This is a genomic window from Sphingobacterium sp. UBA6317 (assembly GCF_002440385.1).
GTDB classification, from domain to species: domain Bacteria; phylum Bacteroidota; class Bacteroidia; order Sphingobacteriales; family Sphingobacteriaceae; genus Sphingobacterium; species Sphingobacterium multivorum.
This window is the reverse complement of the sequence record NZ_DJTD01000049.1, coordinates 50,448-71,137: the sequence shown is the minus strand read 5'-3', so window position 1 is coordinate 71,137 and position 20,690 is coordinate 50,448. Positions and strand designations below refer to the sequence as shown.

16 protein-coding genes and 1 tRNA gene are annotated in these 20,690 nt (G+C 41.1%); 9 read left to right on the top strand and 8 right to left on the bottom strand.

Translation table 11 applies throughout. The annotated features are described in order from the left end of the window. Positions 1–29: 29 nt before the first annotated feature. From B3E92_RS17640 to B3E92_RS17615, 6 genes are all read right to left on the bottom strand, one after another. Positions 30–605: a Crp/Fnr family transcriptional regulator gene (locus B3E92_RS17640; RefSeq protein WP_286897742.1), complete on the bottom strand. Its 576-nt coding sequence runs from the start codon at positions 603–605 to the stop codon at positions 30–32. Between the two features lie 111 nt (positions 606–716). Beyond that, positions 717–1,493, bottom strand: a complete 777-nt coding sequence (locus B3E92_RS17635) for a hypothetical protein (RefSeq protein WP_286897740.1) — start codon at positions 1,491–1,493, stop codon at positions 717–719. A 179-nt stretch (positions 1,494–1,672) separates the two neighbouring features. After that, positions 1,673–1,745, bottom strand: a tRNA-Lys gene (locus B3E92_RS17630). Between the two features lie 141 nt (positions 1,746–1,886). Continuing rightward, complete coding sequence (locus B3E92_RS17625) at positions 1,887–2,165, bottom strand: lipopolysaccharide assembly protein LapA domain-containing protein (RefSeq protein WP_070561913.1); 279 nt, start codon at positions 2,163–2,165, stop codon at positions 1,887–1,889. A 55-nt stretch (positions 2,166–2,220) separates the two neighbouring features. Continuing rightward, positions 2,221–4,818: a heavy metal translocating P-type ATPase gene (locus tag B3E92_RS17620; protein WP_286897739.1), complete on the bottom strand. Its 2,598-nt coding sequence runs from the start codon at positions 4,816–4,818 to the stop codon at positions 2,221–2,223. Positions 4,819–5,073: 255 nt separating this feature from the next. Next, positions 5,074–5,307 carry a hypothetical protein gene (locus B3E92_RS17615; protein WP_286897738.1) on the bottom strand — a complete coding sequence of 78 codons (234 nt, stop codon included), beginning with the start codon at positions 5,305–5,307 and terminating at the stop codon, positions 5,074–5,076. 269 nt (positions 5,308–5,576) lie between these two features. Between B3E92_RS17615 and fbp the strand changes: the two genes are divergently transcribed. Together fbp and B3E92_RS17605 are read left to right on the top strand one after the other, a co-directional pair. Continuing rightward, complete coding sequence (gene fbp, locus B3E92_RS17610; protein WP_286897737.1) at positions 5,577–6,587, top strand: class 1 fructose-bisphosphatase; 1,011 nt, start codon at positions 5,577–5,579, stop codon at positions 6,585–6,587. A 114-nt stretch (positions 6,588–6,701) separates the two neighbouring features. After that, positions 6,702–8,150 carry a L,D-transpeptidase family protein gene (locus B3E92_RS17605; protein WP_286897736.1) on the top strand — a complete coding sequence of 483 codons (1,449 nt, stop codon included), beginning with the start codon at positions 6,702–6,704 and terminating at the stop codon, positions 8,148–8,150. 42 nt (positions 8,151–8,192) lie between these two features. Here B3E92_RS17605 and B3E92_RS17600 read toward each other — a convergent pair whose 3' ends face one another. Continuing rightward, positions 8,193–9,725, bottom strand: coding sequence for a DUF3943 domain-containing protein (locus B3E92_RS17600; RefSeq protein WP_286897734.1), 1,533 nt, complete (start codon positions 9,723–9,725; stop codon positions 8,193–8,195). A gap of 101 nt (positions 9,726–9,826) precedes the next feature. Between B3E92_RS17600 and B3E92_RS17595 the strand changes: the two genes are divergently transcribed. Further along, a complete protein-coding gene (locus B3E92_RS17595; RefSeq protein WP_286897733.1) occupies positions 9,827–11,359 on the top strand; it encodes a SulP family inorganic anion transporter in 1,533 nt (510 codons plus the stop codon). Here B3E92_RS17595 and B3E92_RS17590 read toward each other — a convergent pair. Beyond that, positions 11,343–11,951, bottom strand: a complete 609-nt coding sequence (locus B3E92_RS17590) for a methyltransferase domain-containing protein (protein ID WP_286897732.1) — start codon at positions 11,949–11,951, stop codon at positions 11,343–11,345. The genes B3E92_RS17595 and B3E92_RS17590 overlap by 17 nt on opposite strands. 228 nt (positions 11,952–12,179) lie before the next feature. Here B3E92_RS17590 and B3E92_RS17585 point away from each other — a divergent pair, with 228 nt between their 5' ends. The 6 genes from B3E92_RS17585 (at position 12,180) to B3E92_RS17565 (ending at position 20,603) form a co-directional block, all read left to right on the top strand. Next, entirely contained in the window at positions 12,180–12,638 is a 459-nt protein-coding gene (locus tag B3E92_RS17585; protein WP_201639382.1) for a hypothetical protein, read from the top strand. Between the two features lie 252 nt (positions 12,639–12,890). Beyond that, positions 12,891–14,162 (top strand): glucose-1-phosphate adenylyltransferase, encoded by a 1,272-nt coding sequence (locus B3E92_RS17580; protein ID WP_046675878.1) that lies wholly within the window; start codon positions 12,891–12,893, stop codon positions 14,160–14,162. A gap of 61 nt (positions 14,163–14,223) precedes the next feature. Next, on the top strand, positions 14,224–14,307 hold the full coding sequence (locus B3E92_RS24380; RefSeq protein WP_083295797.1) for a hydroxyisourate hydrolase: 84 nt from the start codon (positions 14,224–14,226) through the stop codon (positions 14,305–14,307). Between the two features lie 116 nt (positions 14,308–14,423). After that, a complete protein-coding gene (locus B3E92_RS17575; RefSeq protein ID WP_286897731.1) occupies positions 14,424–15,200 on the top strand; it encodes a phosphatase PAP2 family protein in 777 nt (258 codons plus the stop codon). Positions 15,201–15,576: 376 nt separating this feature from the next. Further along, positions 15,577–18,822, top strand: coding sequence for a SusC/RagA family TonB-linked outer membrane protein (locus B3E92_RS17570; protein WP_286897729.1), 3,246 nt, complete (start codon positions 15,577–15,579; stop codon positions 18,820–18,822). Positions 18,823–18,833: 11 nt separating this feature from the next. Beyond that, positions 18,834–20,603, top strand: coding sequence for a RagB/SusD family nutrient uptake outer membrane protein (locus B3E92_RS17565; protein WP_286897728.1), 1,770 nt, complete (start codon positions 18,834–18,836; stop codon positions 20,601–20,603). Positions 20,604–20,690 lie beyond the last annotated feature (87 nt).

Genomic DNA, 20,690 nt, shown 5'->3' with positions numbered 1-20,690 from the left:
TTTAAAAACGTATACAGATGTTGATGGAATTATTCTTTTAATTCCTTACGGATGCGGCTTAATTGCGTGGGAGTTACACCAAGATAGGAGGCGATATGATGCTGTTTGAGGCGTTTGAAAAGCACTTGATTCTGATGAAGTTCAAGGTAACGTTCCTTCGCAGATTCCCATTTCAAATCGATTTCAAGTGGTTCTTTTTTGACCACCCAATTCTTTTCCAGGTAGGCTATCTGAAAGAGTACTAAATCATGCTTTGTCCGGACAAGCTCACGGAAAGCCTTGGCAGAATACTGAATCAACTCAACATCTTCGAGTGCAACGATGTTGAACGCGCTCGGTGTTTCTGTGATGATGGCGGCGGTGGAAGCACAAAAGCTATTTTCTTCAAAAAACATTTTATAGATGGTATTACCATCAGCGTCTAATTTATAATAGCCTAATAATCCTTTGCAGATAAAATAATAGTACTTGGCATATTCTCCAGCACGTAGAATATGTTCATTTTTTTTGAACTGCTTCACCTGAAAGATAGTTTTCAAAATGTCTGTTGTTTCTGCACTGAGCGCAGCATAAGTATTCATTTCGAAGAGTAGTTTTTCTATCATCTGGGGCAATTGTTTTTGTACATGCTGGTCTGTCTTATTAACAAAGTTAGTGAAATGACAGCTGCAATAGTGTCTTTACGGACTGTAACTTGGAAATTAATGATTTTTACACTAGTCTTTGATGTAATACTCTGTTCCATTTAAGCCGACATAGATTTCCCTATCGAGGTCACCGCGATAGCCAATAAATAGCGGATACTGCTGTTCACGTAGTGGATTATTATAAAGTTCCTCGATATTCGCATACTTTGCTTTAACAACGATCTGATTGGTTTCGCTATTTTTTATTCCCTTCAGTAAAGTGCGTTCACTGGTAAAATCTATGTAGGGTATTTCTTTTCGTTTGGGCTGAAAAACCAATTTAACACCTTCTTCAATCAACTCCTTGTTTTTTGTTCGAAATTCCTGAATGGATTGCTCGTCCGGAAATAGTTGTTTTCCGTTCCGGTTGTCTCTGATGTGTTGAAAGAGTGTGTTTTGATCTATGTTGTCGCTATAATAAACAGTTGAATTTTTATACAGATAAATGGTTGTTTCACCTGTTTTAAAATCGGTTGGATTGTATTTATATACTCGTGTACCCTTTTTATCGATGCGGTATCGCTCACCATTGAATAGAACCCAGGCATAGTCTGCTGTTCCATATTTAATGATCTCGGCATTATTCACATGGAAAAGTTGGAAATTGTAATCAGCCTCGAATAATTCTGCATTTTCAAAAAGCGCTTTTATCTTAATGTTTAGCGATTTGTCAGAGTAGCCATATAAGCTGTTCTGCATGAGAGTCGGAATTAAATCAGGATACGCCAAATCTGTTGAGGCTAATTTATCTTGGGCATGAGCAGGAATACATAAAAAGGTTAAAAGAAGTAAAATAAAATTTTTCATCCGTTTTGCTATTTAATGTGCCTAACCAAGCTATTAAATTAGCTCTGTAAAAAAATCAATGGAAATAGTGATTTTTAATATTGCTGAGCCTCGAAAGGATTGAATCCGGCCGACCTTTCTTTCGAATCCTAATGGCTTTAAAACAAAAAAAGCTAATCTTGCGATTAGCTTTTCTTTTGTGATCCCGCTGGGATTCGAACCCAGGACCCATACATTAAAAGTGTATTGCTCTACCAGCTGAGCTACGGAATCTTACTTCTTTGTTTTTGAACTACCGTTCCTTGTTTGAAGTGATGCAAAGATAGGGTTAATCCCTATTCCACGCAAGTATTTGTGCCATAAAAATGCGCTACAGCTGTTTAGGGCTTCATTTTTAGTGGTTTATTTTTTCTTTTAGGAGAGGAATTCTCGATCTTCATCCGATAATTGAGGTTTTTTGTGATCGTTTTCTTCTTCCGATTCGTCTATTTCTTCCTCTTCATACGCCCGCTGTTTCTTTTTTCCGATTTTCAATAGAGATACAAATACAATTCCCGCAATAAAAAAGGCCAATAGTAGCTTCCATAGTGCCACTTGCGATTCCCCGATAAAATTGAGCTGCACCGATTGCGGATTCTTGACACAGACAACTGTGATGATAACCGTAATTAAGATTAAAAAGATATTACGCATGTTACTGTAAGCTATATGTCGTTATTGTAGCAGCGAATATAGGGAATATCTGTTTTTAATCGATATCGATCTTTGCACGATTTAAGCGCAAAGAATTCAAAATAACCGAAACGGAACTAAAACTCATTGCGGCAGCTGCTATCATGGGTGACAAGAGAATTCCGAAAGATGGATATAGCAGGCCGGCTGCCAATGGAATTCCGAGTATATTATAGACGAAAGCAAAACCCAGGTTTTCCTTAATGTTACGAAGCAATTTATGACTCAGTACTTTTGCTTTGGCAATTCCAGTAAGATCTCCTTTCAACAAAGTCAAAGAAGCACTTTGTATGGCAACGTCAGTACCCGTACCCATGGCAATGCCGATATCGGCTTGAGCAAGGGCAGGGGCATCATTGATACCATCACCGGCCATCGCGACCACATGACCTTGTTGCTGTAATGTATGAATCTCTTGCAACTTATCTTTGGGCAAGGCATTGGCTTTGAAATGCTTAATGCCGACTTGATCCGCCACAGCCTTTGCCGTATGGACATTATCTCCAGTCAGCATGACTACATCGACTTGATGTTTTTGGAGGTATTGAATTGCCTGCTTCGATGAAGCCTTGATTTGATCTGAAATACTAAAATAGCCCAATAAGGTTTGATCTTTTGCGAGGAAAGACACCGTTTTTCCATTGGATTGAGCGGTTTCAGCCATCTGCTTCATATCGTGTGGAACTGCTATACCGATAGACTGCATCAACAATTGATTGCCAAGTGCTATACTGTTTCCGTTTATGTTTCCTTTGATTCCTTGTCCCGCTACGTTTTCGAAATCGGAAACTTTATTTTCTGTTTTACTGTTTTCTTTTTTTGCTCTTTCAATAATAGCATGACCTAAAGGATGTGTGCTATTGGCATTTAAAGCGGCAGCCAAAGACAATATTTCGTCTTTGCTACTGGAGGAGTTTGGTTGAATATCATCGACGGTGGGTTTTCCTTCGGTGATGGTACCGGTTTTGTCTGTTAGTACCACATCGACCTGGTTCATTTTTTCCAGCGCACTTGCGTCTTTGATCAGGATACCATGTTTGGCCCCTTTTCCGACACCAACCATGACGGACATCGGTGTCGCGAGCCCCAAGGCACAGGGGCAGGCAACAATTAGTACGGCAAGTGCATTGGCAAAGCCGAACGCTAAGGAAGCAGAAGGAACCCAGAGCCACCAGGTAAGAAATGTCAAAATTGCAATGATAATGACAATCGGAACAAATACCTCGGATACTTTATCTGTTAACCGTTGAATGGGTGCCTTGCTTCTGCTGGCATCATTAACAAGTTGAATAATCTGAGCCAAGAGTGTGTCCGAACCAATACGCTCTGCTTTCATGAGGAAACTGCGGTCGCCATTGATGGTTCCTGAACTGACATGATCGCCTTCCTGCTTTTCTACCGGAATAGGTTCACCCGTCAGCATGGATTCATCGATGCTGCTGTTGCCATCCGTAATTTGTCCGTCGACTGGAATTTTATCACCGGGTTTTACTTTGAGTATATCACCAAGTTGAATTTGATCTATGCCTATTTTTTTATCGATTCCATTTTCCACGCGCGTAGCTTCGGAAGGACTCAGCTTGATCAGTTCTTTGATCGCTGAATTGGTTTTGGAATGTGCTTTAGCCTCCATCACCTGGCCTAACAATACCAGCGTTAGAATGACGGTAACGGACTCGAAGTAAAGCGCAATGTAGCCATGGTGATTTTTTAATTCGTCAGGAAAGATCTGCGGAAAAAATAGACCTACCAAACTATAGACAAACGCAGCACCAGCACCAAGTGCAATCAGGCTAAACATATTAAGGCGCCAGGTTTTGAAAGATACCCAGCCACGTTGAAAAAAAGACCAACAGGTGTAAAAAACAACCGGTAAAGATAAAACCAGTTGTATCCATCCCGACCAGCTGGGTGGAATGATTTTACCGATCGGGTTGCCCGCAAGCATTTCACCCATGGAAAGTATAAATATGGGGACAGTAAATAGGATAGAGACCCATAGTTTCATACGAAGATTACGATAGGTATGATCGTCGTCCGCATTATTGCCATTGGCTATAGGCACAAGGTCCATACCACATATGGGGCAATTTCCGGGATGGTCTTGTACAATCTCAGGATGCATTGGGCAAGTATATTGAAGGTCTGTCTTTAACATGGGGACTTTTTCCAGGTTCATGCCGCATACGGGGCAGTTTCCTGGTGAGTCATAGAGCTTGTCGCCTTCACAATGCATCGGGCAATAGTATTTATCCGCAGACGGATTACCATGTGCTTTGTCGGGCGTAGCTAATGTTTGTGACTGATGTATTGTAGCATTTGACTGAGCGGAATGATTGTGTTGCTGTTCGCTATGAATAGGCGGAACTTCCATGGATTGATCGGAGGGAACCTCGGAAGTATGCTGATGTGCTTCGCCGATTTGATATGGCCCCAATTTGGATATTATTTCCTGTAATTGCTGTAACGGAATGTGTTTCTGGGATGTTATTGTCATGCTTGGCGGGTTTAAAGTCACCTCGGCATGAACCCCAGGTAGCTCGTTCAATGCATGTTCGATTGTTGTTTTACATCCATCACAGGACATTCCTGAAAGTGTATAGCGGTGTTGCATAGCGTTGTCTTTGTTGCCTAAAGTTAAAAGTTATATCGAGGTGATTTTTACACTTTTACCGGGTTTTTTTGTAAAATTTCCCGTTGATAATATGCTTTCAATTTGCCCCCATTTTCTAGGTCGAGCCAGCTTTATAGTCTTCGGGAGACAGAATATGGTGTAAAAAAACAGCGAAATTACGCTATGATAAACACAATCGAGCTATGTTTTGTTTGCTCTGGGGATAGGTATTAGGATAGGAGAATTTCCCTTTGATTAAGCCAGTAGCATTACTTGGGGATGTTTGATCAATGTATTGATGGTTACCTGCTCTTTCAAAACTGCTTCGTGAAAAGGCGCTGGAATCATCAGTTTAAATGTTTTTTTTGTGGTTTGGACCATGAATAGGGCGCCGTGAACGACCTGTTTATCGTCTATGATCAACGTGTGCTGTTTTACCAATTGGCTTCCCAATTTTTCCTTTTCGATGAGCTGTATAAGTTGTTGCATTGTATCAGAATATTTAGCCAAAATTACCAAATACTTAGCATTTATTGTTTTTTTTCTAATCGTCGCTCTTTGAAATTTATCCACTGCTTTCCGCCTTTTATTATCTTTTTAATAGCTAATAATCGTTTTAGCAAAGAAGAGTTTTCAAAACTTAGCGCAATCGATTGCGTATTTAGTCTGCTAAAATGCTAAATATGAGTAGCATGTGTTTGCTAAAGTTTGTTTAACTTTTTTAGCTTTGTGCAACAAATATCCAATAAAACAATATTATGAGTGGTATAACTACACTAGGTCAATTTATCATTGAAAAACAGGCCGATTTTCCATATGCCAAAGGGGAACTTTCTAGACTCTTGCGCGATATTGGAATTGCGGCAAAAATTGTAAATAGAGAGGTAAATAAAGCGGGATTGGTTGATATTTTAGGCGATGCAGGACAGGTTAATGTGCAGGGCGAGGGACAAAAGAAACTGGATGTTTACGCTGATGAACAGTTTATCAAAGCACTTCAAAGTGGGGGCGAATGCTGTGTAGTTGCCTCAGAGGAGCATGAAAATCCAGTTTACATCCAGTCAGGGGTTTCCAAAAATGCCAAATATATTGTGTGTATTGACCCACTGGATGGCTCAAGCAATATTGATGTCAACGTATCTGTGGGGACTATTTTTTCCATTTATCGACGAATTTCTGATACGGGTGTTTCTTGTAATAGCAATGATATTTTACAACATGGAACGAAACAGGTCGCTGCAGGTTATGTGATCTATGGTAGTTCAACCATGTTGGTGTATACAACCGGAAAGGGCGTAAACGGATTCACATTGGATCCATCGATCGGCGAGTTTTGTTTATCCCATCCCGACATGAAAATTCCGGCTTCAGGCCAAATTTATTCAATTAACGAGGGAAATTATTCCAAATTTCCAAACGGTGTCAAGCAATATATCAAATATTGCCAAATGGAAGACAGTGCAACGCAACGCCCCTATGCGTCACGGTATATCGGCTCAATGGTCGCCGATATACACCGCAATCTCCTCAAAGGGGGCATTTTTCTTTATCCTACGACTTCTGCACACCCTAATGGGAAACTGAGATTGATGTATGAGTGCAATCCAATTGCCTTCATCATTGAGCAGGCAGGGGGTAAAGCTTCGAATGGATCGCAGCGTATACTAGCTATTGAGCCAAAAACTTTGCACCAACGATCAGCAGCTTTTTTGGGCAATACCGATATGGTGGAATTGCTGGAAGATTTTCTGAAAAAATACAGTGATTGATTCTGTAGTGATTCAATGACAGGTAAGATTCTTTAGACCATAAGAATTATTTATCTTTGTCCCCAGAAAATGGCTTCATTATTGCGAAGCCATTTCTTTTTCACGATTTGTAATATGTTACGATTTTTAGTTTTTATTTCATTTGTTTCAGTAGTATTTTTTTCTTGTAAAGATAACCCTCCAACTTATGGCGATGTGCTGGCGAAGGAGTTTGAAAATAAGTCCTATAAGGATTTTGACACAGCTGCTTACGTAAAAGTCTTCCGTGACGTGTATGCTAAGGAAAAATCCCAATTGGTTAATCCGAGCTGGATGAAGGAATTATCCGATTCTACTGAAGGGATGACTTTAATTGCTGAACATCTCTTTGATGGTAGTATCGATACTATGATTACTTACTTCGAGCGAAGCGAAGAGCATGGTATTCGGACCAGTTATTTCCATACGGCTGCGATTAAGGAAACGTTGTTTTCGCTTCGAAAACTGAAGGGCAAAGATGTTGCCGAAGTTTATCCTTTATTGGCGAAGCTTGACTTATTGAGCACTGATGGACTCGTGGCTTATATCAGCAGTATCAAATATGGTGTGGTTAATCCCAAACGCCTTTATGGAAGGTATTTCGTTCCTCAAAAACGTATGAGCTATGGCAAAGTTATCAACTTGTTGGACAGCGTGAAAATCGGAAACGTCTTGGCCGATATACAGCCTAAAAATCAATATTATACTAGATTTCAAGATTTGTTGGAAAATGGGAATCTAAACAGTGCACAACGAAGCCAGGTGTTAATGGTATTGGAAAAATTGCGCTGGATGGGGGATGCTTTTCCGGAGAAATATGTATTTGTGAACATACCTGAACAGCGTTTACATATCATGGAAGATGGGAAGACAAGCCAACTGATGAATGTGTGTGTGGGTGAAACAGACAATCCGGCATATACGCGGAAAGGTGAGAACCATGAAACGCCTGTGATGCAGGGGATGTTGGATGCCATGCAAGTTAATCCGGTATGGAATATTCCAAGCAGTATTGTTAAGAAAGAATTATTGGCAAGTGTTCGGAATAATCCAAACTATTTGGCGTCGCGCAATATGGTGGCTTATTACAAAGGTAAACAAGTGGATCCTACCACTGTCAATTGGAATTCGGATTCTGTGGAGAATTTTCGTTTCAAACAGAATCCCGGTTCGGATAATTCATTGGGGAATGTAAAGTTCCTGTTCGAGAATCCCTATTCTATTTATCTACATGATACGCCGGCAAAACAAATGTTTGGGCAAAGCAACCGGGCGGTCAGCCATGGTTGTGTGCGTGTAGAAAAACCTGTGGATTTGGCTTCTTATCTTGTCAATAATGAAAAACAGGCCGAAAAAATTGCGAAAGAAATTACGACAGATTCCATTTCAAAGTCTCGCTGGGTAACACTAAAACGGCAGATGCCAGTTTATATCACGTATTATACCACCTGGTTGGATGACGAAGGTAAAATTGTTACTTATCCGGATATATACGGGTACGACCCGCGTTTAAAGGAAGCGTTAAAGAAGTATTGGACAAATTGATGAGAAAGGCTTAACCAAATGCGTTAAGCCTTTTTTTTATAGCTAATATTCAGAGTTGTAGGCTAGGGCTATCCGGACAAAAGGATAGTCTTTGTTTACGTTGTTATGGTCTTGATAACGACCTTCCAATCTAAAGTAACCAGAGTAAAGGTTGACGCCAAAGTTCTTCCAGATACGCATTGAAGCACTCGTGGATGCCGTATGAAGAAAATGGTGGGATTTGTTACCACTGATTGTGACAAAATATCCACCACGATAATCTACACCAAATTTAAAGCGGTTTAATGTGCTCAATGTAGCCGAAGCCCTAACATCAGCTCCGGGTCCGTAATCGTATGTACGGCTTTCACCAAAATGGAGGTAGGGATCGGGTACAGCGGCCAATACCACCGGACCACCACCAAGAATGGTTGTCAGCTTGGTACGGCTACCAATATTGAAGTTTGAAAAGACATTGTAATTGATGCTCTGGGATCCGTAATAAAAAGCTTCATTGCGCAGAAAGTCGAAATGTGCAGACACGATACCACGGTGGCGTCCTGTTAAATTGGAGAGAATACGGTTTCCATATAGCGAAGCATAGACATTGACCGCATTGACAATGGAACTATCATCTGATCCGAGTTCCAAATTGAGGAAGAAGTCATCAAAGGGTTTCTTTTTGTCTATATCATTGTTGGTGTAAATCAGTTTGATACGTGCATATACGTCATTCTTTCCTTTATTTAAGATGTCATGTTCTTTGGCATCAAACCGTCTTAGCCCCAATTCAACTTCGGTGTGCACTAAAGAACTGTCGATAACAGCTCCCTTGACCTTATCTCCCCAGCGCCCATCGAGCAATCGGTTGAGTCCGTTTATCGGATTGATCAGCATGGCCAGTAGTTCTTTTTTATTACGTTGTCCTTTAGTTAGGCTTGGTCGTGAAAGAATATGATGCGATAGTCTATGGGTCATTTCACCTAAAATAGTACCCCCAAAGCTTGTGTTGATGATATCATTGATGGATGGGGGTTCGGTTTCACCTGCAGTTTCCCAGATATAGCTACCAGCTACGGTTGCAGCTGTTGATTGTAGAAAACTATAGTTGTTGGATCGGAAGGAATTGAAATAAAACTGACCGTGATAAGGGTGCGCCATTTGATTCGTTGCAAAAAGATTGTCGTCCCAGGTCCAGGCAGACAGTTTTAAATGGCTAAAGAAGTTTTTAAAGGAAATATGGGAAACAGGATCTTTTCGAATGAAGTAATTAACCGAGGCAGGAATAGCCTGGATGGAGAACCACTCAATTCCCGCCCTTAAGAAGTTCTTTTTTTGGTAATCAAATAGACTGTCTGTTTGTTTTACATTGATACGATGATTGTTCCATGGTTTTGGCTGCTCGCGGTGGAACAAGTGATTTTTTTCGACTGATGTCGCTCGAAATAGGCTGTCTGAATTCATTAAAGAGTCTCTTGCTGGAAGGAGTGCTGCCTTACTTGGCCCTATATTCCCGAGCTGGACAAGCACCCAAAAGATTAATATAAAGAGACTATAGTGACGTTGGTTAATGCGTTGTTTGATCGAAATGAACATACTGTTTTGCGATAAAATTTGTAAAGAATAACAAATATAGGATAAAAGTGTTTGTGCGATTAGTACCTTTGCAGCAATTATCCTGTTCAAGTAATTTAGAAATGAACAATACCTTTGAAATATTCAATATAAAATCGATCAATCTTAAGAATGAGTTGTTTGCAGGATTAACGGTCGCGATGACGATGATTCCGGAATCACTTTCGTTTGCTATTTTAGCTGGATTACCGCCTTTTACGGGACTTTACGCAGCATTTTTAATGGGTTTGACTACTTCCATTTTGGGAGGCAGGCCAGGGATGGTCTCTGGAGGTGCTGGTGCAACAGTGGTTGTTTTAATGGCCCTGGCGGCAAGTCACGGTATTGATTATCTTTTTGCTGCTGTCGTCTTGGCGGGGCTTCTACAATTTTTGGTCGGACTTTTTAAATGGGGGAAATTTGTACGCTTAATTCCGCAGCCTGTGATGTACGGTTTTTTAAACGGACTGGCCATCATTATTTTTATGGCGCAAGTGGTCCAATTTAAAGAGAACACAGGATCGGGGGTGGAGTGGATGTCGGGAAGTACCTTATACATCATGGGCGGACTGACTCTACTGACGATGTTGATCGTGATTGGATTTCCTCGAATCACAAAGGCAGTCCCGGCCTCTTTAGTCGCTATTCTCGTTGTGTTTGGCTTGGTTTCTCTTTTAGGAATTGATACCAAAAAAGTAGTAGATATAGCCTCTGTCAGTGGGACATTACCCCATTTACATTTACCCAATGTACCCCTGAGCTGGGAAACATTGCAACTGATTTTTCCGTATTCGTTGGTGATGGCCGGAGTAGGGTTGGTGGAATCGCTTTTGACACTAAATATGGTGGACGAAATAACCGCGAGCAAAGGAAATGCAAACCGCGAATCCATGGCGCAGGGGGTAGCCAATGCAATCAATGGATTTTTTGGAGGAATGGGTGGATGTGCTATGGTTGCTCAAACATTGGTCAATTTAAATGCTGGTGCACGCACGAGGCTCTCTTCTTTTATTGGAGCCATGACCATCTTAGTGATTATTTTGGTAGGTGCTCCTTTCATTGAGCAGATACCAATGGCCGCGCTGGTCGGTGTGATGATGATGGTGGCAATAGGTACCTTCCAATGGGTGAGCTTGCGTATTGTCAATAAATTTCCGAAATCTGATATTTTTGTTGGTATTCTTGTCGCAGCGATTACAGTGGTTTTACATAATTTGGCACTTGCGGTGCTGATTGGTGTCGTGGTATCCGCACTTGTATTTGCCTGGGACAATGCGAAGCGTATTCGAGCGAGAAAATATTTGGATGCCGAGGGCATCAAGCATTATGAAATTTATGGACCCCTTTTCTTTGGTTCGACAGCTAACTTCTTGGAAAAATTTGATGTTTTGGAAGATCCTGACCGTGTGATTTTAGATTTTAAGGAGAGTCGTGTGGTGGATATGTCCGCTGTGGATGCGCTTAACAAAATTACCGAACGCTATGCCGCACAAGGGAAAAAGATCGAATTGTGGCATCTCAGTGAGGATTGTCGCTCACTGCTAAAAGATGCAGCAGACATTGTGAAGGTCAATATCGTCGAAGATCCCACTTATCGGGTCATGCCGGACAAGTAGACAATTTTTTGCGCAGCTCAAAAAACAGTTCATTTCCCTGTCTTTGGGGAATACTATTGGTGGAATCTGCCAGGTGTAAAATGTCAAATTTAGATTTGAATAATTGTTGGTATTCTGTTTGATCTCCACCGAAAGGTGGGCCTTGCTGCGCAAATTCCCGTTTGAACAATAAACCCATCAGTATACCCTGAGGCTTGAGCAAAGTATGCATTTGTTGTACATAGCTGGGGCGTAATGAAGGATCCAGTGCACAAAAAAAGGTTTGCTCAATTATATAGTCGTACTGGCCCTGGTGCTGGAAGAAATCTTGACATAGAATTTGGATGTTAGGGTTATTTTCGAATTCCCTTTTTACCTTTGCAACGAGTGTTGGGGCGATATCAAGTAAGGTAATTTGACTGAACCCCATGGCAAGGAGAGCCTTCGCCTCGTAAGCATTTCCACAACCGGGAATTAAAATTGCCGCATCTTTAGCAATAGACCCCGCTGCATAGTTGATGATTGCAGGGGATGCGTAGCCAATATCCCAGCCTGTCGATTGGGTCTTATAACGTTCATCCCAATAGTTTTCATCCAATAGTGAAGAATCCATAGCTATTTTGTTCTATATACTTTAGCAATTTACATAAATATTAGGTCAATAGCGTGCTTCTCTCCAATGAAAATTGCGTTTAGCTATCCTCTCGGAAGTTGATCATCTAATTTCAATTTTGGGAGCTATCGAAAAGGAGCAAAGTGTTGTAATTCACTTGCGTTCCATACGATATTAAAATTTATAGCGTTCAATTACTCTAGTAGGGCAAGTACCCTGTGTTTTTAGATGAATTATATTAAAGTAGTCTTATTTATTGTTTTATTTCTAATTGTTGGTCTTGCATATGCTAACCAAGATTGGAATGGTTTGGAGAGCGCGCATCACTATATCGGTTATGTGCTGTTAACTGTCTATATATCAGGATCAACTATGTTTGTGTACAAACCTCTTAAAGGAGATAGAAAATTGAGACGACATTTTTTTATCCGGTTTTCTGTGGTTTGTATCGCCTTCCTGCTACTTCTTGTCCCATATTTGATTCTTAAGCAACAAAATGATGGTTTGGGGGCAGGATATTTACTCTATTTTATGACAGTCAGTCTTGCGGCACCCTTGTCTATTTATGCCTTTATTGAGATCCTATGGTTATTTACGCAAAAGAAATATCCGCAAATAGGTATTAATCTATTGCTTGTTGGTTATATCTACTGCCTTTTTTTATTCAGTGGTCTATTTGGATATTAAATCTACGGGAGACACGGACTTGTAATCATCGTCTTTTAATCGGTTAAAATTAAGAATGGTTCTGTTCGTTTTTCGGGGATTACCTTTATTGTAAAAAGAATCAATGATCAAAATTGCTGTTTGCTTCTTATCCGAAAAATTGCTAATTTAATAAGGATTCTTAAACCTGAATTTAAAGGATCTCGAGCGTAAACCTGATCAGGTTCCTGTTCTTGAAGATAATAGTTTTATAACCAATTAATGGATTGAGGTATGATACACAAAGTAGTTTCCCTTGTATTGGGAGGAGGTCGAGGGTCGCGCCTTTTCCCATTGACGCAACAGCGTTCGAAACCAGCGGTTCCAATAGCTGGAAAATACCGTTTGGTCGATATTCCGATTTCGAACTGTTTGAATTCAGGCTATAATAAGATCTTCGTACTGACGCAGTTCAATTCAGCCTCTTTGAACACACACATCAAAAATTCTTACAATTTCAGCATTTTCAGTAAGGGCTTTGTCGACATCTTGGCTGCAGAGCAGACCAATGAGGGCGATCGTTGGTTTGAGGGTACCGCTGATGCGGTCAGGCGCACGCAGAAGCATCTCCTTAATGTCGATTACGACTACATTCTTGTATTGTCTGGTGATCAGTTGTACCAAATGGATTATTCAAAGCTGATTGATTTCCATGTTGAAAATGGAGGCGATGTTACCATCGCTACGATACCAGTCAATGGTAAAGATGCTACGGGATTTGGTATTTTAAAAGCGAACGAAGCGAATGAGATTACTGCTTTTGTCGAAAAGCCCGATAAGGATGAAGTATTAAATTGGACCTCAGAGGTTTCAGCGGTTTTGCATAAACAGGGAAGGCATTATTTGGCATCCATGGGCATTTATGTTTTCTCGAAAAACATATTGCGCAACCTTTTGATCGCCAACCCGGGGATGGATTTTGGTAAAGAAATTATACCTGATGCTATCGAAGCACTTCGGGTATTGAGCTATCAATTTGATGGGTATTGGACCGATATCGGGACCATCAAATCATTTTTTGATGCCAATATTGGATTGACAGATGATATTCCGGATTTCAATTTGTTTAATGAAACCGTGTATACACGTGCGCGGATGCTCCCGCCTTCGAAAATTTCGGGTACAACGTTAAATAATACGGTAATTGCCGATGGATGTATTTTAAATGGCGATAAACTGGAGAGGTCTGTTATTGGGATACGTTCCCGTATTGGTGAAGGAACGGTTATTAAATCGACCTACATGATGGGAACTGATTACTATGAGCAGTTGGAAGAAGTATTGGAGTTGGGAAATACACAAAAGCCACCACCGGTAGGTGTAGGTAAACGTTGTTATATCGAAAACGCAATCTTGGATAAGAACTGCCGAATTGGAGATGACGTTCGTATCATTGGTGGACCGGGTTTGAATGATGGCGATTTTGATACGCATATGATCTGTGATGGGATTGTTGTTGTGAAAAAAGATGCGGTCATTGCCAATGGCGTGACGATAGGACTTTGATCATACATAAATTTTAAATCTAAAGCCCGCTGTTCACATCAATTCATGAAACAGCGGACTTTTGTTTACGCTTTTTGAGCAGACACATCTTCATGTGCCGATTACGCTTTCGCCCTACGGCTATTCAACCTATAAGGGAAGCTGACCCTCTGACGAAGGTGGATGCAAGATGCTTAGTTTCCGAGTTGACAATGCCCGTTGTCTTTTTTTACTGGATATTTTAATATTATCTTTGCGCACGATAAAATAAATACGGATAAAATGAGCACTTACAAAAGATACTTTGTTTTTTATTGTATCCTGGTTTCACTTTTTGTAGTACCGGCTACCTCAATTGCCCAAATTCTGTCGGAACAACCGTCGGATTCGAGCCGCGGATCTCATTTTTTTAAGAAAGTTCCTTACAAGGAACTGGCTGTTCCTGTAGGACTGATCACCTATGGTGTCGTTGCCAAAGGAAATCCTTTTTTAAAGGGGATAGATGAAGACATTAGAGACGGCGTATCGAGAGGAACTAGCCGAAAAATTAAGTTGGACGATTTCACCCGCTTTGCTGGAACTGCCGGAGTATTTGTTTTGGACGCGGTAGGGGTGCCTGCCAAACATAACCTTAAACAACGCCTGTTTACGACAGCGGTTTCTAATATTATCATGACTTCAACCGTGAAAATTATGAAATCCACCATTCCCGTATGGCGGCCTGATAGTTCAGCGAATAATTCCTTTCCTTCGGGGCATGCTGCTACTGCGTTCGTTGGTGCCGAACTGCTTTGGCAGGAATATAGACAGGAGTCAATTTGGTACGGTATTGCAGGATATGCTGTTGCAGCAGGTACCGGTTATCTGCGGATGTACAACGACAAGCATTGGTTCTCGGATATCGCTATGGGAGCTGGGGTCGGTATCTTAAGTACTAAAATCGCCTATTGGTTGCTCCCTTTGGTAGACAGTCGATTACAGAATTCGAAAAAGAGCTATGTTGTGCTTCCAACATATAACGGGAGACAATTTTGTTTAAACGCTAGTTTACAGTTTTAGACTCATTTTTTTAAGCCCCATTCGGGGTCTCTACATTGATCGTATTCGGCTTGCCTCAAAACAAAATTTCCTAGATAGTATTCGTACAGGGGTATAAATCCACTTTAAACCCCTGTATTCACCACAGTTTTTAGGTGTTCTACCTGAAGATCGGCACTGCTGTGTCAGCCATTTCCATTCCCTATTTCAGCATGTAACGTTTATGTGAACTTCGAATTAAAAAATTACGTTAATTTCGTAAATAAGAATTTGTTTTTTAAATTTAGTAGACAATCTAATCCACTTTTGCTGTTTTTTACAAAAAGAAAAGCAGGCTAAGTAAATAAACCAAAGTTGAGCCTAAGGGTTCTTTATTATTTTAAACCAATTTGTAATTATGATGAGAAATTTTTTTCTTCATGGAAAGGCGAGACCCATTAGCCTTTTGGGGCTCTGCCTGCTGTTTAGTCAGCCTGATTCTTACGCACTGAATCTGGATCCGATCAATGCTATTGTCGATCAAGATCAGGTTACAGGGATCGTCAAAGATGAGAAAGGTCAGGCATTAGCCGGCGCTACCATCACCGTCAAAGGAACATCCGTTCAAGCATCCTCCAATCAACAAGGTATTTTTGCTATTCGGGCCAAGCGTGGTGATGTTTTGGTCGTGAACTACCAAGGCTTTACAAAACAGGAGGTAGCCGTTTCCGCAGGCAACATCAGTGTTGTTATGGTTTCGAGTGATCAGGCGCTTGAAGAGGTCGTGATCATTGGCTATGGTAAGCAGCGGAAAGGGAATATCACAGGTTCCGTCGCTACCGTCAATGCAGAACAGCTAAAAAATATCCCCAGTTCAAATCTTTCCAATTCACTTGCCGGTAGAGCAGCGGGGGTCAATGTCACCAATACTTCGGGGATGGCTGGAGCATCGTCGAGCTTGCGTATACGGGGGAGTTTTGCCGAGCCACTCTATGTAATTGATGGCGTGGTTCGCGATAAAGCTGCATTCGATGTCCTTGAAGCGAACGAGGTTGACCAAATGACCTTTTTAAAAGATGCTGCAACTGCCGCAGTGTATGGCACCCGGGCCGGTAATGGTGTAGTGGTGGTAACGACAAAAAAAGGAACGGCGCAAGCACCTGTTTTTAATGTACAAAGTAATTATACTTTCAATACGCCAACACAGGAGCTCCTTGCTAATTTAACGACTGCGCAAGATGAACTCACTTATCAAAATCGGGTAGCCGAATTTCGCGGTCTTTCCATCCCAAATGGACAAAAAGAGTTTGATTATTTCAAGGACAAAAATTACAATGCCAATGACGTTATCTGGCGCAATCCGTTTACACATCGACAATCGATATCGGTTAATGGGGGTGGCGACAAAATTACTTATTATAGCTTGCTGAGCTACCGTAAAGAAAATGGATCTTATAAATCTTTGGATCATGAGAAATTTAATTTAAGGAGCAATATCTCCGCGCAGATTACCGAAGATTTCAGCATGGATTTTAATATTTCAGCCAACCAGACGAATTCGAAGCGCTTTTTTTGGCCATTCAGCACATCTTCGAACGATGATGATTTTGATGTATCCGATTTCTACCGTGTTACATTCAACTGGCCAAAGATGTATCCATTTTATCTGAATGCAGACGGAACTCCGAGCAATACACCAACGGCTTATCCTGTACAGACGCCTATGGGAAGCTGGCAAGCGTGGAATGTGATCGATCAGGTCATTGGGGATCGCTATATAGACCGTAAAGTGCGGCAGGTCAATCCTATTATGACCCTAAACTTGAAGCTGGATAAATTGGTACAGGGCCTTTCGACAAAAGTTGTAGGAAGTTACATTGCTCAAGACTATATGCGCAAGCGTTATATGAGTTTTCAAAAGAACTATACCTTTACCTCTTTAAACCCGAATGACAACCGCTTTATACCAGCTCCACCATCAGAAGCTAATATTAATATTTTTACTTTTAGTCAGAGCCAGCCTTTCATGGATTACAGCCCACAACGATTGTGGGAATATCAACTAAACTGGTTTTTAAACTATAACCGCAAGTTTGGTAAACATTCCGTCGATGGGACATTGGTTTATGAACAGTCCAAAAAAGGAGGGACTTATGTCACTTCAAGGGCAGAAAATCCAATTACAGCCCTGGATCAAATGTTTATTTATCCTACAGATCGCAATTTTAGGTCGACAACTGCCAATGAAACGATCGATTCGAGACGTGGTATTATAGGGCGTGCCAACTACAATTATGCGGATAAATATATTGCGGAGTTTTCTTTTCGTTACGATGGTTCACCATTATTTCCGACGGATAAGCGGTGGGGATTTTTTCCTTCAGTATCGGCAGCCTGGCGTGTATCGGACGAAAACTTCTTTACGGATATAAAAAATACCATATCGGATTTGAAGTTCCGAGCTTCTTATGGTACAACGGGTAATGATTTGGATGTTAATGCCAATCGAATCGGGCAATTTGGTTATTTAGAAAAGTATACCACCTCGGGCGGCTATATGTTTGGTGACCGCTATTACAATGGTATTGCGTATGGTGCAACCCCAACACAAAATCTAACCTGGACAACTTCTAAGAGTGTCAACTTGGGTTTGGATTTTGGATTTGTTAATAATAAACTGACCGGTAGCCTTGATCTGTTTTCACGCAAGGAAACGAACATCCTAGGACCAAGATCGCTGAAGGTCCCTGACAATTACGGTCGCGCACTTGCTCCCGAAAATTATGCGGCGAGAAGTTATAAAGGCGGCGAGATTTCTTTTAACTGGAATGACAAGGTTGGTGAAGTGGCTTATGGTCTCAATGCAAATCTGGGGTATGCCAAAGACCGTTGGGACATCATTGACGAAGAACCATCTTATGCATCGGGCCAGCCGCAGAACTTTCGCTCCAGAATTGGACGACCTGAGAATAGAATTATCGGCTTAGAATCCCTTGGTTTGGTTAGGACACAGGCTGAAGCTGATGCGTTGAAAGCAAAAGGATTTAAGACCTACGGAAGGGATCCTTTTCCTGGGATGATCTTATATAAAGATATTCAGGGGGCGAACTATTCAGGTGGCCCGGATGGGAAAATTGATGATAACGATTTGCAGTTATTGTCGGACAATAATTCTCCGCGCATCAATTATGGGGTTGGATTCAATGCGAGCTGGAAGGGCTTTTATGTCTCGGCTTTATTTCAGGGAGTTCTTGCTTATGATCGCATGATCAGTAATCAAGAAGGCGGTGGAATGCGCCAGCACGGTGATACCTTCCGTCCATATTATCCAATTTGGGCTTCCGATGTCTGGACACCGGATAATACCGACGCCAAATATCCGCGACCAACGGGGTACTCTGGATGGGCCGAATCCGGTGCAGCCCCTTCGTCATTCTGGATAAGAAATGGAGCCTATTTGCGCTTACGTGACATTAATGTTTCTTATCGATTGCCGAAAAGCATGACCGAGAAGATCCGTGTAAAAGATGTCAACCTGTTTTTCAATGGAACCAATTTGTTTGTTTTTTCGCCGATGAAAGAATTCCATGACCCGGAACAAAAGCTGTATGATTCTTATCCAGTCATGAAAACCTTTACGTTTGGACTTGATGTTAAATTTTAAATGAAAAAAAGATGAAAAAAATATATTATCCTTTAATAGCGTTGGCTCTGTGTATGTCTTCCTGTAAAAATGTGCTGGACATTGATGATCTCAATTCGCTGGATGAAGCCAAGGTATGGGCCGATCCAAATCTAGTCAACGGCTATCTTGCCAATCTATATCCACTATTTGGCAACTGGAACGCTGGTGCGGATGGAAATTCGGAACAACTAATTGGCATCGCTTTCCCCTTGGATGCGGTCACCGTCAACAACGGTTCTTACAAATCCTGGGACTATACAACCATCCGAAAAATTAATACGGCGATACAGAAAGTTGGTGAAAGTACTGTGCTAAAAGCGGACTTCAAAAATGCGGTGATTGGGCAGTCTTTGTTTCTCCGTGCCTATATGTATTTTAATATGGTCAGGATTCATGGTGGGGTCCCTTATATTACGGTACCTCAAGATTTAAAAAATGATGATCTTAATGTACCCCGCAATTCTACAAAAGAGTGTTTTGATCTGATGATCAAAGATTTGGATCAGGCTATTTCCTTACTGCCAAAAACGATTGCCAAGGGTACGGCAGATTATGGAAAGGTTGACGGTGATTTTGCGGCAGCTTTTAAAGCGAAAGTATTGTTATATAAAGCTTCACCCCAGTTTAATCCCTCCAATCCTTATGGAAATGCTTATTGGCAGGAGGCCAACACTGCGAATAAATTGGCTTATGAGCAACTTAAAGCGGATGGCTATAGTTTGACTCCAGATTATTCCAATATTGCGCTGGTTGAAAAAGGACCAGAGGTTGTTTTTGCTGTGATTAATACTTATCCAAATAAAGTCGCTAATTGGGATAATGGCGTACGACCCGGCTCCGAAAGTAGAGGGCCAGCGGGTTCTGTTCCATCCTGGGAATTTGTAAAAGCTTTTCCAATGAAAGATGGAAAGCTTTATTCCGATCAAACGGGCAAATACTATAAGACAGAAGATCAATTTTTGCAATCCTATTGGGAAAACCGCGATCCGCGTTTTGATAAATCCATTGTGTGGAATGCCAAGATTTATGAGGTTTCAGGAAAGACCGGCAAACGACAATACACTTCTGTAGGTATTGCTCCGGCTTTAGATGACTTTGGTATAAATCCTAACGCAAAAACACCTTCTTCCAATTTGGATCGATATAGTGGGTTTTTTATCTTAAAAAACTCTAAATTATCATTAAAACAGACCGAAGTGGAAACCCAGTATGATGTGGATTTTGTGTTGATGCGCTATGCCGAAGTCCTGTTGAATTATGCTGAAACAGCAAATGAAACCGGAGACTTTGTGACAGCCTTAGATTTGGTGACACAGATCAGAAAAAGAGCGGGTATAGAACCTGGTGCGGATAATAAATATGGTATTGCAGCGACTACGAAAGAGCAAATGCGTGAAGCCATTTTAGCAGAGCGTAATATTGAGTTCTGCTTTGAAGGACATCGTTTTTGGGATTTACGACGGTTACGTAAGTTAAATATACTAAACAATACGACAAAGCATGGAGTTGAAGCTATTGCGATCAATGCTAATGGAACTGAAATGAAACTGGAAGATGCAAATGCATTGGCCAAAACATACACGTTGAAAGAGAATCAGTTTAAATATAGTGTCTTGCAGGTGCCAAGTACAGGAAACAAAGTGAACCTGGTACCAGATACCTATTATTTCTTTCCAATAGCACAATCAGTCATTGATAAAAATCCGAATATCAAGCAGAATAAAGATTGGGGCGGAACATTTAATCCAACCTTAGAATAGTGTATTCACTAAACCCATTCAATAAAAAACACCCTCAACGGCTTTCGCTGTTGGGGGTGTTTTATTTAAATTTCATTTATGGCGAGT